This is a genomic window from Streptomyces sp. NRRL S-337 (assembly GCF_000720175.1).
In the GTDB taxonomy this organism is placed as follows: domain Bacteria; phylum Actinomycetota; class Actinomycetes; order Streptomycetales; family Streptomycetaceae; genus Streptomyces; species Streptomyces siderophoricus.
The window spans coordinates 100,541-116,543 of the sequence record NZ_JOIX01000005.1 but is presented as its reverse complement, the minus strand read 5'-3'; the positions used below and the strand labels follow the sequence as shown (position 1 = coordinate 116,543).

At 66.5% G+C, this 16,003-nt stretch carries 14 protein-coding genes and 2 pseudogenes; 7 read left to right on the top strand and 9 right to left on the bottom strand.

What is annotated here, in order from left to right:
* Positions 1-19: 19 nt before the first annotated feature.
* The 4 genes and pseudogenes from kdpB to IG62_RS46125 form a co-directional block, all read left to right on the top strand.
* Positions 20-2,122 carry a potassium-transporting ATPase subunit KdpB gene (kdpB, locus tag IG62_RS0106630; protein ID WP_420711051.1) on the top strand — a complete coding sequence of 701 codons (2,103 nt, stop codon included), beginning with the start codon at positions 20-22 and terminating at the stop codon, positions 2,120-2,122.
* A gap of 5 nt (positions 2,123-2,127) precedes the next feature.
* Positions 2,128-2,739 carry a potassium-transporting ATPase subunit KdpC gene (kdpC, locus tag IG62_RS0106625; RefSeq protein ID WP_030798625.1) on the top strand — a complete coding sequence of 204 codons (612 nt, stop codon included), beginning with the start codon at positions 2,128-2,130 and terminating at the stop codon, positions 2,737-2,739.
* 82 nt (positions 2,740-2,821) lie between these two features.
* Positions 2,822-3,512 (top strand): annotated as a pseudogene (locus tag IG62_RS41445) (response regulator).
* Between the two features lie 14 nt (positions 3,513-3,526).
* Positions 3,527-4,669, top strand: a pseudogene (locus IG62_RS46125) (sensor histidine kinase); the annotation flags it as partial.
* Between the two features lie 82 nt (positions 4,670-4,751).
* Here IG62_RS46125 and IG62_RS46120 read toward each other — a convergent pair.
* From IG62_RS46120 to IG62_RS0106580, 8 genes are all read right to left on the bottom strand, one after another.
* Positions 4,752-5,183: a hypothetical protein gene (locus tag IG62_RS46120; protein ID WP_107052916.1), complete on the bottom strand. Its 432-nt coding sequence runs from the start codon at positions 5,181-5,183 to the stop codon at positions 4,752-4,754.
* A complete protein-coding gene (locus IG62_RS0106610) occupies positions 5,167-5,364 on the bottom strand; it encodes a helix-turn-helix transcriptional regulator (RefSeq protein ID WP_030798622.1) in 198 nt (65 codons plus the stop codon). Before IG62_RS0106610 ends, IG62_RS46120 begins: the two co-directional genes overlap by 17 nt.
* Positions 5,365-5,687: 323 nt before the next feature.
* Positions 5,688-7,178 carry a serine hydrolase domain-containing protein gene (locus IG62_RS44300; protein WP_158794990.1) on the bottom strand — a complete coding sequence of 497 codons (1,491 nt, stop codon included), beginning with the start codon at positions 7,176-7,178 and terminating at the stop codon, positions 5,688-5,690.
* A gap of 49 nt (positions 7,179-7,227) precedes the next feature.
* Complete coding sequence (locus IG62_RS0106600; protein ID WP_158794989.1) at positions 7,228-8,244, bottom strand: HTTM domain-containing protein; 1,017 nt, start codon at positions 8,242-8,244, stop codon at positions 7,228-7,230.
* Positions 8,241-8,975 (bottom strand): DUF5819 family protein, encoded by a 735-nt coding sequence (locus IG62_RS43090; RefSeq protein WP_158794988.1) that lies wholly within the window; start codon positions 8,973-8,975, stop codon positions 8,241-8,243. The genes IG62_RS0106600 and IG62_RS43090 overlap by 4 nt, the downstream gene beginning before the upstream one ends.
* An 87-nt stretch (positions 8,976-9,062) precedes the next feature.
* Positions 9,063-9,422, bottom strand: coding sequence for a hypothetical protein (locus tag IG62_RS0106590; protein WP_030798612.1), 360 nt, complete (start codon positions 9,420-9,422; stop codon positions 9,063-9,065).
* A 185-nt stretch (positions 9,423-9,607) separates the two neighbouring features.
* The gene (locus IG62_RS0106585; RefSeq protein ID WP_030798609.1) at positions 9,608-10,069 is read right to left on the bottom strand and encodes an Lrp/AsnC family transcriptional regulator; all 462 of its coding nucleotides are present in this window, start codon (positions 10,067-10,069) and stop codon (positions 9,608-9,610) included.
* Between the two features lie 10 nt (positions 10,070-10,079).
* The gene (locus IG62_RS0106580) at positions 10,080-11,510 is read right to left on the bottom strand and encodes an amino acid permease (RefSeq protein WP_051797702.1); all 1,431 of its coding nucleotides are present in this window, start codon (positions 11,508-11,510) and stop codon (positions 10,080-10,082) included.
* Between the two features lie 1,234 nt (positions 11,511-12,744).
* Here IG62_RS0106580 and dhaK point away from each other — a divergent pair.
* The 3 genes from dhaK (at position 12,745) to IG62_RS0106565 (ending at position 14,903) form a co-directional block, all read left to right on the top strand.
* The gene (gene dhaK / locus IG62_RS0106575; protein ID WP_030798604.1) at positions 12,745-13,737 is read left to right on the top strand and encodes a dihydroxyacetone kinase subunit DhaK; all 993 of its coding nucleotides are present in this window, start codon (positions 12,745-12,747) and stop codon (positions 13,735-13,737) included.
* A gap of 111 nt (positions 13,738-13,848) precedes the next feature.
* On the top strand, positions 13,849-14,457 hold the full coding sequence (dhaL, locus tag IG62_RS0106570; protein ID WP_030798603.1) for a dihydroxyacetone kinase subunit DhaL: 609 nt from the start codon (positions 13,849-13,851) through the stop codon (positions 14,455-14,457).
* A complete protein-coding gene (locus IG62_RS0106565) occupies positions 14,454-14,903 on the top strand; it encodes a PTS-dependent dihydroxyacetone kinase phosphotransferase subunit DhaM (RefSeq protein WP_234326314.1) in 450 nt (149 codons plus the stop codon). The genes dhaL and IG62_RS0106565 overlap by 4 nt, the downstream gene beginning before the upstream one ends.
* A gap of 63 nt (positions 14,904-14,966) precedes the next feature.
* Here the strand turns inward: IG62_RS0106565 and IG62_RS0106560 are convergent, their stop codons facing one another.
* Positions 14,967-15,785, bottom strand: a complete 819-nt coding sequence (locus IG62_RS0106560) for an SAM-dependent methyltransferase (RefSeq protein WP_030798597.1) — start codon at positions 15,783-15,785, stop codon at positions 14,967-14,969.
* Between the last annotated feature and the right edge of the window lie 218 nt (positions 15,786-16,003).

Genomic DNA, 16,003 nt, shown 5'->3' with positions numbered 1-16,003 from the left:
CACGAAGCAAGAGGACGACATGTCCACCGTTACGCCGACCCGGGCGCCGCACAGCGACGTCCCGACCGGGCACAAGGACGGCGGGCGCGTGGGCGCCGGCCTGTTCGACCCCAAGCAGCTGGTCAAGTCCCTGCCGGACGCGGTACGCAAGCTCGACCCCCGGGTGATGGTCAGGTCCCCGGTCATGTTCGTGGTCCTGATCGGCTCGGTGGTCACCACCGTCCTGGCGGTCAAGAACCCGGGCGTCTGGTTCGGCTGGGTCATCGCGGTCTGGCTGTGGCTGACCGTGGTCTTCGCCAACCTGGCCGAGGCGGTCGCCGAGGGCCGCGGCAAGGCGCAGGCCGACACCCTGCGCAAGGCCAAGACCGACACCGTCGCCCGCCGGCTGAACGGCGACGCGGAGGAGCAGGTCCCCGGCACCGAGCTGCGCATCGGCGACCTCGTCGTCTGCGAGGCCGGCGACATCATCCCCGGTGACGGCGATGTCGTCGAAGGCGTCGCGTCGGTCGACGAGTCGGCGATCACCGGTGAATCGGCGCCTGTGATCCGCGAGTCGGGCGGCGACCGTTCGGCCGTCACCGGCGGGACGAAGGTGCTCTCCGACCGCATCGTCATCAAGATCACGACCAAGCCCGGTGAGACGTTCATCGACCGGATGATCAACCTCGTCGAGGGCGCCGCACGGCAGAAGACCCCCAACGAGATCGCGCTGAACATCCTGCTCGCCTCGCTCACCATCGTCTTCCTGCTGGCCGTCGTCACGCTGAAGCCGTTCGCCCTCTACGCGGGCGCGGACAAGCAGACCTCACTGATCGTGCTGACGGCTCTGCTGGTCTGCCTGATCCCGACGACCATCGGCGCTCTCCTCTCGGCCATCGGCATCGCCGGCATGGACCGGCTCGTCCAGCGCAACGTCCTGGCCATGTCGGGCCGGGCGGTCGAGGCCGCCGGTGACGTCTCGACGCTGCTGCTCGACAAGACCGGCACCATCACCCTCGGCAACCGCCAGGCCGCCGAGTTCGTCCCCGTAGGCGGCACGACGGAGGCCGAGGTGGCGGACGCGGCCCAGCTCTCCTCACTGGCCGACGAAACTCCCGAGGGACGCTCGATCGTCGTCCTCGCCAAGGAGAAGTACGGCCTGCGCGAGCGCCACCAGGGAGAACTGGTGGATGCGGAGTGGGTCCCGTTCACCGCACAGACCCGGATGTCCGGCGTGGACGTCGACGGCCGCAAGGTCCGCAAGGGCGCGAGCGGTTCGGTCATCGCCTGGGTCCAGGAGCGCGGTGGCACGGTCGCCGACGACGCCGACACCCTGAGCAACGCCATCTCGCAGGCCGGTGGCACCCCGCTGCTGGTGGCCATCGAGGACGACAAGGGCGCGCGCGTCCTGGGCGTCATCCACCTCAAGGACGTCGTCAAGGAGGGCATGCGGGAGCGGTTCGACGAGCTGCGCCGGATGGGCATCAAGACCGTCATGATCACGGGCGACAACCCGCTGACCGCCAAGGCCATCGCCGACGAGGCCGGCGTGGACGACTTCCTCGCCGAGGCCACGCCCGAGGACAAGATGGCGCTCATCAAACGCGAACAGGCCGGCGGCAAGCTCGTCGCCATGACCGGCGACGGCACCAACGACGCCCCGGCACTGGCCCAGGCGGACGTCGGCGTGGCGATGAACACCGGTACGTCGGCCGCCAAGGAGGCCGGCAACATGGTCGACCTCGACTCCAACCCGACCAAGCTCATCGAGATCGTCGAGATCGGCAAGCAACTCCTGATCACCCGGGGCGCGCTGACCACCTTCTCGATCGCCAACGACGTCGCCAAGTACTTCGCCATCATCCCGGCGATGTTCTCGGTGGCCTACCCGGGCCTGGACAAGCTCAACATCATGGGCCTGGCCTCGCCGGAGTCCGCGATCCTGTCGGCGGTCATCTTCAACGCGCTGATCATCATCGCTCTGGTGCCACTCGCCCTCAAGGGCGTGCAGTACCGGCCGATGAGCGCCGACAAGATGCTGCGGCGCAACCTCGGCATCTACGGCCTGGGCGGGCTGATCGCCCCGTTCATCGGCATCAAGATCATCGACCTGCTCATCTCCCTGATCCCCGGAATCGGTTGATCGCCATGAACAACTCCGTAGCAAGCACCCTCCGCCTGGCGTGGGCGTCGCTGCGCATCCTGCTGGTCCTCACGGTCCTGTGCGGCATCATCTACCCGCTGGTCGTCACGGGCATCGGACAGGTGCTCTTCCACGACAAGGCCAACGGCTCCGAGGTGAAGGTCGACGGCAAGGTCGTGGGCTCCGAACTGATCGGCCAGAGCTGGAACATCAAGGGCACGGACAAGCCCGACCCCAAGTGGTTCCAGGGCCGCCCGTCCCACAGCACGTACGACCCGATGGCCACCGGCTCCAGCCAGCTCGGGGCCAGCGATCCCACGCTGGTCAAGAACGTGAAGGCGGCGAAGAAGCAGGTCGCCGAGTTCAACGGCGTACCGCAGTCCGAGGTCCCCGAGGATGCGGTCACCGGTTCGGCCTCCGCCCTCGACCCCGGCATCTCGCCCGACTACGCCGAGATCCAGGTCAAGCGCGTGGCCCAGCACAACGGGCTGAGCGTGGCGCAGGTCGAGAAGCTGGTGAAGGCCCACGCCGAAGGCCGTACCGCTGGGTTCCTCGGGGAGCCCGCGGTGAACGTCCTGAAGCTCAACATCGCGGTCAGGGAACTGACGCGGAAGTGAGTGGCCGTGTCGCGGGTGGCCGGCACGGGGGGCCGGCCACTCGCGACCACCCCACGCGACGTTCAGAAGGGGGAGACGAACGATGACCCGGGTGCTGGTGGTCGAGGACGAACCACCACTCGTGCGGGCTCTTGAGATCAATCTCAAAGCGCGCGGCTACGACGTGGACACCGCGCCCGACGGAGCACAGGCCCTGTCCCTCGCCGCTGCGAGCCCACCGGACGTCGTCCTGCTCGACCTCGGCCTGCCGGACATGGACGGCATCGACGTGATCACGGAGCTGCGCGGGTCGAGCCGGGCCTCGATCCTCGTGGTGTCCGCCCGCCGGACGTCCGACGTCCGACGAGAAGGTCGCAGCCCTGGACGCGGGCGCGGACGACTACATCACCAAGCCGTTCAGCATGGACGAGCTGCTGGCCCGCTTGCGGGCGGCGGCGCGCAGAATCGATACGGCGAAGCCGTCCGGCCAACCGTCCGTGATCGTGACGGAGACCTTCACGCTCGACCTTGCGGCCAAGTAGGTTCGACGCGGCGATCGGGACGTCCGGCTCACACCGACCGAATGGCATCTGCTGGAGGTGCTCGTCCGCAACAGCGGGCGGCTCGTCAGTCAGCAGCGGCTGCTGGAGGAGGTGTGGGGGCCTTCCCACAGCACCCAGAGCAATTACCTCCGCGTCTACATGGCGCAGCTCCGGCGAAAACTGGAAGCTGACCCGGCGCATCCCCGGCACTTCTTCACCTCGCCCGGTATGGGCTACCGCTTCGACCCCTGACGACCTTCGTGCTGATGGCGATCTCGGTCGCCTCGGTCGTCGACGTCGCCGCCCGGCGCACCCACCGAGCCGCCCGCCTGCGCGCCGAGTCGGAGATCCTCTCCTTCCTGGCGGGCAGCGTGCTGCGGGGCGAAACGACTCTGAACGCCCTCCTGGAGCGGGTGCGCGAGACCTTCGCGATGGATGCCGTGGCACTGCTGGAGCGGGAGTCCGAGACGGCACCGTGGACGTGCTCGGGCAGCGTGGGTGACACCAGTCCGCTCGCCCGCCCCGAGGACGCGGACGTCGACATGCCCGTCGGCGACCACATGGCACTCGCCCTGTCGGGCCGTGTCCTGCCCGCCGAGGACCGCCGGGTGTTGGCAGCCTTCGCCGCCCAGGCCGCCGTCGTCCTCGACCGCCGGCGCCTGCAGTCCCAGGCTGAAAACGCCCGCAAGCTCGCCGAGGGCCACCGCACCCGCACCGCCCTGCCCGCCGCCGTCAGCCACGACCTGCGGACTCCCTTCGCCGGCATCAAGGCCTCGGTCAGCTCCCTGCGTTCCGACGACATCGGGTGGTCCGACGAGGACCAGGCAGAGCTCCTGGCGGGCATCGAGGAAGGCGCCGACCGCCTCGATCACCTCGTCGGCAATCTCCTGGACATGTCCCGGGTCCAGACCGGCACCGTCACGCCGCTGATCCGCGAGGTGGACCTCGACGAGGTCGTGCCGATGGCCCTCGGCGGCGTGCCCGAGGACAGTGTCGTCCTCGACATTCCCGAGGACCTGCCGATGGTCGCCGTCGATCCGGGCCTGCTGGAGCGCTCGGTCGCCACCATCGTCGAGAACGCGGTGAAGTACAGCCCTGACGGCGAGCCGGTACTCGTCTCCGCCAGCGCGCTGGGAAGCCGGGTCGAGGTGCGCGTCGCCGACCGCGGCCCCGGTCCCCGACGACGCCAAGGACCGCATCTTCGAACCGTTCCAGCGCTACGGTGACGCCCCGCGCGGCGCGGGCGTCGGCCTCGGCCTGGCCGTCGCCCGCGGCTTCGCCGAGGCCATCGGAGCCACCCTCACCGCCGAGGACACTCCCGGCGGCGGGATGACCATGGTCCTCACCGTTCCGGCCGCCGCCGGTCACCTGCCGGCCCCCCCGACCTCCCGGACGCGGTCACGTCGTAGGTCGTACCCGGTCTCCCGGCAGACTGCGCGGCCGGGAGGCCGGGCAAAGCTCATGCGGTTGCAGCCCCGGCCAGGAAGAGGGTCATTCAGCCGCATCGACCGAATGCTTGCTCTTCGCCCGCGAGTAGCTGGCCGAGCAAGCGGCGTAGGTAATGCCGCCAAGTGCGCTCAGCCGCGAAAAGGTGCCACCGAATTCACCGTGAAGCATCTCGTAGAAGGCGCCGCACACGAGCACGAGCATCAGCACGTTTGCGGTGGTCGCTCCCGCCCTCAAGTTGATCAAGCGGCGACGCTCGTCCTCCTCGCGCCCGCTGAACAGCGCGGCGACGTCGCTGCGCCCCGCAGCGAACGTAACGGTCAATCCGTACCCGACGATGATCACAGGCAACACGATGGCCAGAGCGGTCTCACCACGCAATGCCATGATCACTGCCATGGCCGCACCCCCGACAACAGTCACTGCGAGAACGGCCCAACGGTTCGCCGCGCGGCGGATGCTAGGCGTCGTCAACATGGAAGATCTCCTCAACGGTGAGCCCGAAGTGCCGGGCGATGCGTATGGCCAGCGGTAGCGACGGGTCGTAGCGGTCCTGCTCGATCGCGTTCACTGTCTGCCGGGAAACCCCCAGCGCCGCACCCAGCGCTTGCTGGGTGAGGCCTAGGTCAACACGCAGGCGGCGAACCTCATTTCGCATGGATGGAAAGTAAGCTTTACATCGCCGCATGTCAAAGGTGACTCGCCCGGCCACCCCACACCCCTGCGTCCGGCAATGCCCTCTGCTTTGATGACCTCTTTGCGGAACAACTCACTTTGCGTGCCGCCGGTATGGACTCTTCCCGCCTCCGGCCGGATGCCGAGCAACGCAGTTCCGGCCCGGTAGAGCTCCCGGAGGTCGGTGTGCGGCCGGTGCGTATCTCACCCCGGTGCGCCTTGGTCGCGGGGAAGCCCCTGCCAGTCGGAGAGACGTGGACCTGCTACACCGATGCATCGCTGTGCAGGGCTGCCTCGTGCCTTCTCTCAGAGCTCGGCGGAGATGACGAGCAGAAGCAACGACAGAAGAGCAACTCCGTACCGGGCTGCCGACAGAGCCGCTCCGACGTCCAGCCGTTGATCGTGATCCGGTGGAGGGCATCGGCTGACGCCCAGCAAGAAGCCGACGGACAAGAGTGCGCTGCCCAACGCCCATGCTAGTGGCGGCACGGAAAGCCAGTCGCCGATGCGCCGCAAGAGGACAAGAAGAATGACTCCGAAAGCGACACTGAAGCCCAGGTGTATGGCATATATCTTCCTTGGGAATCTGCGCCATGCTACGTAGAAGACAGGGCCTGCGGCTCCTATGCTGCACAGTACTGTCAGCGCTATTTGAGGTAGGTCATGCGCAGGGTACTCCCTTTCGACAGTGAGACCCAGCAAACTTTTCCCGAGAGCGTCGACAGGCTGATCTGTATTGGAGAGAACGACTACGCCCTGGCGGCTGGACCGGTCGAAACCCATGTAGGAGGTGAATCCCCCAGTTGAGCCGTCGTGCCAGGTGATTTCTCGGCCTTGTGTGCGGGTGGTGTACCAACCCAGCCCGATCTTTCCAGCGCCAGCGGCGTCGAACCGCGGCACAGCCGCTTCGGCACCTGGTGCCGTGCCGCGTAGCTCGGCCAGCAAGAGGCGTGCAAGGTCCTCGCTGGTCGACCAGACATCGCCGGCGGGTGTGTAACCTGATGCGAGCCAATGTTGCATGACAGCACCGGTGGCTTTATATCCGGTCGCACTGCTACGAGGTACTGCCGCGTCAGAGTGGACCGTTCGGGTACTCCTCATATTCAAGGGCGCAAGTACGTACTGGCGCAGGAGCGCTTCATATGGCTTACCCACGACGCGAGCGGCCGCCTGACCGGCAAGCGCCATGCCGAGATTTGAGTACCGGAACCTTCCCGTTCCGCTGGAAGCAGCATTCCGCCCGGCCGCAAAGACGTCCTCTTCAGTCATCCCTCGATAGGGGTCCTTGCCCATAATTCGCAACTCCGCGCCGCGCATGAACATATGGAGGTTCGACGGCATCAGGTCGAGTCCGGCCCGATGGCTTGCCAGATCCCGGAGAGTGACCGAGCCCAATGCCGGGTCACCAAAGCGCATATCGGGCAGGAGCTTCTGCAGAGGTACGTCAAGGCGCAGCTTGTTTCGGGACGCGAGTTCGGCGAGGAGCATGCCCGTCATCGGCTTTCCGAGCGAACCGGCCTCAAACAGCGTGGACTTGTCGACATCTGGTTGCTCGGGATTGCCTGAATCGCCCAGCCCTGCAAAACGGATCCCGTCGCGGTTGATGGCGGCTACGGCGAGACCACGGTATCCACGTGCGCTGCCTGCCGCTGCTCGTACCCGAGCGGCGAGCGCGGCATCGCCCGTCGTCGCGCTGCTGAGAGTTGACGGACGGGGTGTGAAGAATACACAGGAGGACAGTGCCAACATAACGGTGACGCAGAGCAGGAGGAGGTGGCGGCGCTGGTAGCGCAACATGTGAGTCAGCCTCACTCCAACCGGACCGGATCCTGGAGCCATGCCCACCTCAGACGGCGCCAGCCGCCGGTTCGAGGCCGTCGCGCTTACCGACCAGCTTTCGCATCTTGTCGGCAAGGCGGAGATAGTGCTCATCGCCCATGATGAGCAATTCCAGCGCAATCATGGTCGACGAGAACGTAATGAGCCCGCTCATGCAAACGGCTATTCCCAGATGCAGGAGAATTCCACAGGTGACAGCGAAGGGCCGCAGGGAACGCTTCAGCAGGAGGAACGAGAACGCCAGCTGGAAAAATACCGTCGCATATGTCATTGCCACCACCAGGGTGGCGTGCTCGTAGATGAGGTGGTTGACGCCTGGCCAACCGAACTCGCCTACCCGGAGGATGTAATAGAGGGCGGTACCGTTCTGCCACCGTTCGCCCTGGACCTTGTACATTCCCGAAACAAGATAGATCGTGCATACCTGAAGAATGACGGCCAGCAAGCCAGCATGGTGCAGGAGCGATCCGATCCGGTACCTCATGGACCCAGCATCAGGCCTCACTTGCTTCCGGCGGCTCAGTCGGGCGTCGAGCGAGAAGCGGGAACCGGAATCGACGAATATGAAGAAGACGAGGGCTATGGCAGTCGCGTTGTCACCACCGTCCAGAAGTACCGGATTTCGGTGCTGAAGGGACCACAGGAAGATGTAGTGCAGAACTGTCATCGCCCGGGTCTTCCATCCCAGCATGAACAGCAGGGCGATCACCGCACCGGCGTGGAACACCAGCTGGAACCATGTCTCGGACTTGCTGAGCGAGTACAGGGAGAACGCGTCGTTGTCCGGCCCGGTGAAGTTCTGCCAAGGCCACACCCCTTCAGGGCCCCAGAGAAAGCTTCGGTGAAAATAGTCCCGCAGGTAGTAGTAGAGCCCAATAGCCCCCAACACAATTCTCGTGAGTGCCGCTCCGACAAGTGCCTGCCGGCTGCCGCTCAACCTCTCGAGTTGGGAGTAGGCCATCGTCTTCATGCTGGAAAACATAGCATTGCCTTTGATGCCGGTTCGGATCTGTTTTTTCGTCACTGTTCAACCTTGACCGGCTTCATCCACGCCAGATCATAGTATGAAACCTTTCCCTTGGTGTCTCGCGTGTAGCGTTGCGAGAACCTGGGAAATTCGTTGGTGACGATCCGGACCTGCACGTATTCCACATCGGACCCCCACAGCTTGCTCGCTTGAGCGCTGGCGAACGACTGGGCGAATTGGATTGCCTCGTCTCGGGAATCCTTTTCACCTTGGCTGAGGGGAGGGTTTTCTTTCCCCTTCTCCCCTTTTCGAACCCCCTTGCCAGGAGTGTCGGCGACCTGATTTTTAACTCTCATCTTTTGGAGTTCAGGGTCACGCCAGGATTCGAGTAGCTGCGGCACGCCGGAGGAAACCCGGAATCCTTTCGAAGGCCAGAACCGCTCGCCATAAAGTTGCTGCAAAACTGGCGACGTCACATCGGTCCACTGCGTGGTGACTGTCGATCCGTCCGGTTGGCGCTTCTTGGCCCGCACCAGCACGCCCTTGTCCCTGTCGATAGGGTCAGGCGCGAACAGATGCCAATCCTGGACGAAGTACGGCAACATGTAGGAAGTGATTTCGTCGCCATACCTCTCCTTGACCGGATTGAAAGGCATTTCGTAGAGAGCCGTCATGCCGAAGTGAAAGGACAGCACAAGGGGGATGGCAGCACCGAACGCCAATAGAGTACGCCTCTTGGCTTTGCTCCATTGCGCGAGCGGCTCACTTTCGGGACTCGAATCTTCCACCGTTCCAGATGCCTTCCGGGCGAGGCTGTGCGGCGGGCCCGGCGTAGGCGCCCGCCGCACAGGAATGATCAAGCAGTCTTTACAACGTTAGTCGAAGGCACGGGACATTCCGGCCGCACCGACCTCCGAGGGGGCAGGAATCCCACCCCGCCGGAACATTTTCTCCTGGGCCTTTACAGGGTGATTCGCCGCATACTTCAAGCCTTCGTAGACGGCGTTGCCCACGACTCCCTGGGCAATTCCCTTCGCGAAACCGGCCCAGCCGCAACGCGGTTCCACGCGACCGTCACCTCCGGCAATCTTCTCCGGCTTGGTGGACGCCTCCTGGAAGGCGACTGCGGTGGTCTCGCTCTTTGCGGAAGAATCCGCAAATGCGCTGGTCGTCGTAACGGCCGTGGCGCAAACAGCCACCGCGACGCCCGCGACAGCGAGCTTGATTCTGTTCATTTGTTTCCCCTTTTTGAATGACGCACCCCATAACCGAGATCTGGAATTTAATCCCGGCGGTCACAAGTGGTGCGCCCATTACTTTATAAGAGGGAGTGATCTTGGCAAGTGTTCGAAATCACAATTAATCGAACTGCGCGGTAAAGAATCGTCAAAGCGACACCCAGTGTTGAATTTGTTGCGCATTAATCCATGGGTGAGACGACGCCAATTCTCCGAATGAGTGGCGTTTGAACCAGGAAAGATTTCGCACGCTCGACGAAAGGCTCGGCCGTGATGCGTTGTAGCACCTGCTCGAAGTGCCTGGTTCCTGACACGGAGACGTGCACCAAAGCGTCGGCATCCCCGGTGATCCTGGACGCAGATACCACTTCGGGGTGATTCGACAATCCCCGTCGGATCATCTCGGGTGTGGTGTTGCGGTGACAGTAAAGCTTGATGATCCCCTCGGTCTGCCCACGGGCCGAGTGCGGATTGATCCGGACGGTGAAGCCCAGGATCGCGCCTTCCTCGCACAGCCTGTCCACACGGCGTTTGACGGCTGGGGCAGATCGGCCGACCTCGACGCCGATATCCGCAAAGGTGCGGCGAGCATCTCCGGACAACGCCCGCACGATGCACTCATCAATGTCGTTCGTCTTGCGCACGATTCGTGGATTATTCGCTCGCCGCAGCCAACCTGGAGCGGCGTCTGCCGTACCCGAAATAGAAGGCGAGACCCACCGCCATCCACATCCCGAAGACCTTCCAGGTCACGGCGTCAAGGTCGAACATCCTCCACACGCACAGGATGAAGCCAACGGCCGGGACGAGGGGGAACAGGGGGGCGCGAAAGGCTCGCGGCATGTCCGGGCGGGTCCGCCGCAGCACGATCACAGCGACGTTGACGAGGGCGAAGGCAAACAGGGTGCCGATGCTCGTGGCCTCAGCGAGCTGCCCCAGAGGGACTGCAGCAGCGAGGAAGCCGCAGAAGAGCGACACGATCACGGTGTTCGCACGCAGGGCACCCGTGCGAGGGTGAACTCGGGCGAACACCTTGGGGACCAGGCCGTCCCTCGACATCGCGAAGAGAATCCGAGTCTGTCCGTACAGCACGGTCAGTACGACGCTGGCGATGGCTACGACAGCTCCAGCTGCCAGTAGTACGGCCCAGAGACTCTGGCCGGTGACGTCTTTCATGATCTCGGCCAGTGCGGCTTCCGAACCCTTGAAGTCTTGCCAGGGCATGGCGCCTACAGCGGCCGCAGCAACGAGGCAGTACAGCAACGTGACGATCGCGAGAGAGAGCATGATGGCGCGTGGAAGGTCCCGTTGCGGATTGCGCGCTTCCTCACCCGCGGTGGACGCGGCGTCGAAGCCGACGTACGAGAAGAAGAGCGTCGTGCTCGCCGCGCTCACGCCGGCCATGCCAAGCGGCATGAACGGCGCATAGTTGCCCGCTCGGATCCCCAGGAAGGCGACAGCGCAGAAGAGCACCAGCGTCGCGATCTTCACGGCCACCATGATGGTGTTCGCGCGGGCGCTTTCCTTCGCTCCGCCCAGCAGGAAGACCATGGCGAGCAGTACAACGAGCAACGAAGTGAGGTTGAAGTAGCCGCCGGCGCCCGGCGGTGAGGCCAGTGCGGCAGGGATCGTCACCCCGAGGGTCCCGTCCAACAGCTCGTTCAGATACTGGCCCCAGCCCACCGCCACGGCCGCGACTGACACCCCATATTCAAGTATCAGGCACCACCCGCAGATCCAGGCGACGAGTTCTCCGAGAGTCACATACGCGTAGGAGTAGGAGGACCCCGACACCGGCACAGCGCCGGCCAGTTCTGCGTAGGAGAGTGCAGAGAACAGGGCCGTCAGACCCGCGATGACGAAAGAAATCACCACCGCGGGGCCCGCCTCGGGTACGGCTTGGCCCAACACGACGAAGATTCCGGTGCCCAGGGTCGCACCGACGCTGAGCATCGTCAGTTGCCACACGCCCAACGAGCGGTGTAGCGAACCCCCTTGGCCCTGGCCGCCCTCCGTGATGAGTTGTTCGACTTGCTTGCGCCGAAAGAGCGCAAGGCTTCTTGACGCAGTGGCCAGAGTGGTCAGCTCTGAACCTGGTTCTGCCACGGAAGTGCCCCCGTTAACGCCGTGACCAGCAAAGATCAACAGCACTCAGCCTAGGGCGGCCCAACGCCCTGCGTAACGCGTCTTTGTTGCAAAGGTGTGGCTGATCATTGCGCATCTTGGGAGCCCAAGGGTTATTAGTGCAGATTTCAACATGATTAATGGGTCTACATCGGCACAATCATTCCCATTCCCCTTGAGGCCGACTTAACGCCCTACTTCGCTTGCACTGAACGCGAGGCCGCTGGAGCGGCCTTCTTGCCGGCACTCTGGAATGTTGAATTCCGGATGATTCTTCCGGCGCCGGAAACGCTTCCCTGTGATCTCGACGCGAGTGTGTGAGGTGCGCCCCGTTCGGCTGGGGTCGATGTCCGTGAGGGGCAGGGGAGTTGCCAGGTGACGGCATCTTTTTCCGGGCCGTATGCAGGCGATTCGTCTCGCTTCAGGGTGCGTTGGCCGGCTGGCGCTGCCCCGCAAGGACAGCACCACACCACCCTGCAGTCGCCAGTACCACCGGTCAGGCAGGTGACCCCGCACCGGAAGCGGGTGTCGCAGGTTCACATCCCGCCGGGGGCCACGCTCCGCCTGGCCTCTGCCGGCCCCTGGCGTACCACCGCACCCCGGGACAGGTCTCCGTCGCGCCCGAGTTCATGCCGGTCGCAGCCCGCACGCGGGCTCTCGGCCTGTCGGGAGCAGGAAAAACGATGATTCCCGCGACCGACTGCCGTGCACCCACTGCCTCGGAGGCGGCCTGCTTCTCCAGGGCTTCCACGGAAGGCCCCCTCATCGGGCACAGCGCTCGGGAGGGCGACCTTGATGGCGCGCCTGCGCAGGTACGGGCAGCAAGTCCGGACGGAGTGGCCTTCGGCGGCCGCCACCCGGTCCAGCCGGCGGTGGGTCATCCCCGTCCGCGCCGGGCGGTGCGGGTCCGGTCTCGACCGTTCGCGGGCGACGCCCGCAAAGTCTGCCTCCGGCACACGTGACCTTGGTCGCGTGGGGGCAGATACTGCCCTTGGAGCGATCTCACCAGCCGTGTCGAGTCCTCGACCCAATAGCTGACGGAGCATCAGTAGAGTCAGCATGAGGTCAGCATCAGTCCCGCTGGAGGTCGCTTGCGCCCGCCATGGACCGCCAAGATCAACAATGCTGCATAGACACTCTGACCTGCAAAGACGCCGGTCACAGGCACACCTGTTAGTCTCGCCAGGAGGTACCCATGAGGATGCTGATCAACGTGCCGGAGACCGTCGTCGGTGATGCGCTGCGGGGGATGGCCGCCGCGCATCCGGAGCTGGTGGTGGACGCCGAGAACCGGGTGGTGGTGCGGCGGGACGCGCCGGTGACGGAGAAGGTGGCGCTGGTGTCCGGGGGCGGCAGCGGGCACGAGCCGCTGCACGCGGGCTTCGTCGGGCCCGGGATGCTGGACGCGGCGTGCCCCGGAGAGGTGTTCACCTCGCCCGTACCGGACCAGATGGTGCGGGCGGCGGCCGCGGTGGACAGCGGGCGCGGGGTGCTGTTCGTGGTGAAGAACTACACCGGGGACGTGCTCAACTTCCAGATGGCGGCGGAACTGGCGGAGGACGAGGGGATCCAGGTCGCCAGCGTGCTGGTGGACGACGACGTGGCGGTGACGGACTCGACGTTCACGGCCGGGCGGCGCGGCACGGGCGCGACGCTGTTCGTGGAGAAGATCGCCGGAGCGGCGGCCGAGGAAGGCATGCCGCTGGAGCGGGTGGAGGCGGTGGCCCGGCAGGTCGTCCGGTCCTCACGCAGCTTCGGGGTGGCGCTGAGCGCCTGCACGACGCCGGCCAAGGGCAGCCCGACGTTCGATCTGCCCGCCGGTGAGCTGGAGTTGGGGGTGGGCATCCACGGTGAGCCGGGGCGGGAGCGGCGGCCGATGATGACCTCGCGGGAGATCGCGGACTTCGCGCTGGACGCGGTCCTGGAGGACCTCGAACCGCGGCTGCCGGTGCTGGTGCTGGTCAACGGCATGGGCGCGACACCGCTGCTGGAGCTGTACGGGTTCTCCGCGGAGGTGCGCCGGGTGCTCGACGAGCGCAAGGTGGCGGTGGCCCGTACGCTCGTCGGCAACTACGTGACGTCGCTGGACATGGCGGGCTGTTCGGTGACGCTGTGCCAGGTGGACGGGGAGCTGCTGCGGTTGTGGGACGCGCCGGTGCAGACGGCCGGGCTCCGGTGGGGCCGCTAGCGGATCCCCCGGCGGCGCCGGGCCGTTTACCCGTCCTGGTGCCCGTGTATGTAGCTGGGTACCCGTTGCCGCAGGTGAACCGAGAGCAACTCGATCTGAGGAGAGTGGTCCGTGTCCGGAACGGCCCTGGATGCCGCGTTCTTCGTACGCTGGATGACGGCGGCGGCCGCCGCCATCGACCGGGAGGCGGAGCGGCTCACCGAGCTGGACTCGGCCATCGGTGACGCCGACCACGGCACGAACATGCAGCGTGGTTTCGCGGCCGTGGTGAAGATGGTGGAGGCGGAGCCGCCGGCCACGCCCGGCGCGGTGCTGACCGCGGCCGGGCGGCAGCTGATCTCCAGCGTGGGCGGGGCGTCCGGACCGCTGTACGGCACGCTGCTGCGGCGTACGGGCAAGGCGTTGGGCGATGCGGCGCAGGTGTCCGCCGAGGAGCTGCGGGCCGGGCTGGGGGCCGGCGTGGACGCGGTGGGGAAGCTGGGCGGGTCGGCGCCGGGTGACAAGACGATGCTGGATGCGCTGGTGCCCGCCGTGGCAGGGCTGGCCACGTCCTTCGAGGCGGCGGCCGGGGCGGCCGAGGAAGGCGCGCGCTCGACGGTGCCGATGCTGGCCAAGAAGGGGCGGGCGAGTTATCTCGGCGAGCGCAGCATCGGGCACCAGGACCCGGGGGCCACGTCCTCGGCGCTGCTGTTCGCGGCACTCGCCGAGGTGGCGAGGTGAGCGGCGGTGGCGAGGTGAGCGGCCAGGGCCCGGCCGGCGGCGCGCAGGCGCTGGTCGGGGTGGTGCTGGTGTCGCACAGCGGGCCGGTCGCGGAGTCCGTGGCCGCGCTGGCCGTCGGGCTGGCGGGGGGCGGCGCCAAGGCGCCGGTGGCCGCCGCCGGCGGCACCCCGGACGGCGGGCTGGGCACCAGCGCGGAGCTGATCACCGAGGCGGCCCGGCGGGTGGACCGCGGTGCCGGGGTGGCGCTGCTGGTGGATCTGGGCAGCGCGGTGCTGACCGTCAAGGCGCTGCTCGCCGAGGGGGACGAACTCCCCGAGGGCGCACGGCTGGTGGACGCCCCCTTCGTGGAGGGTGCGGTGGCCGCGGTGGTCACCGCCTCGGCCGGGGCGGATCTGGACGCGGTCGCGGCGGCGGCCGGGGAGGCGTACGGGTACCGGAAGGAATGAGCGGGCGGGGCGGCCCCGTCCGGCCCGCTTCCGGCCCGCTGTCGGCGCCCGGCTCTCCTCGCGTCAGGGCTTGCGGGCGACGGCCGCGTAGCAGGCGGCCTCGGCGTCGGTGACGTGGGTGGCGTCGGCAGGGTCGTCCGGGCGCCACTGGTGCGAGAGGGCGATGCCCGGCTCCAGCAGGTCCCAGCCGTCGAAGAAGCGGAGGAACTCGGGGCGGGAGCGGAACTGCAGGCGGGTCCCGGCATCGCCGTAGATCTTGAGGATCTTCTGCATCGTCTCGGGGGCGAAGTCCGCGGTGGCGTGGCTCATGGCGAGCGTGGAGCCGCTGGGGAGGGCCGCCTTGAGGGTTTCGACGATGGTGTGGGCGCGGTCCCGGCCGTCGTCGGGGACGAAGTGCATCAGGGCGTTGAGGCTGAGGGCGACCGGCCGGGACAGATCGAGGGTGTCGAGGAGTTGCGGCGCGCCGAGGATGCCCCCGGGGTCGGTGACGTCGGCCTGGACGTAGGCGGTGCGGCCCTCGGGGGTGCTGAGCAGCAGGGCCGCGGCGTGCGCGAGGACGATCGGGTCGTTGTCGGTGTAGACGACCCGGGCGTCGGGGGCGCTGCCCTGGGCGATGTCGTGCAGGTTGGGCGGGGTGGGGATGCCGGTGCCGATGTCGAGGAACTGGCGCAGGCCGGACTCGGCGAGGAAGCGGGTGGCGCGGTGCATGAACTCGCGGTTGATGCGGGCCGCGACCAGTGCGGCGGGGAACACTCCGAGCACGCTGCCGGCGGCCATCCGGTCGGCCAGGAAGTTGGTCTTGCCGCCCAGGAAGTAGTCGTAGATCCGGGACGAGTGGGCCCGGTCCAGCTGTAGGTCCACCACGGGCTCGTGTTCGTTCATCGTCCGCTGCCTCCCCAGGTACGGCTCACACTCGGACACAGCGCCGCCGGCCGGGCGGGCCGGGGGCGCATGCGAAGGAAGCGTGCGCCCCCAGCGCGGGCTTTCGGCCGTTGTGCGCTGGACTGTGGGAGCTCTGCCCGGTGACGGCCGGATCATGCGGGGCGCACACCCGCGCAGGCAGTGACAGCCCGCCATGCCGGTGTCACGATTCGTCACAT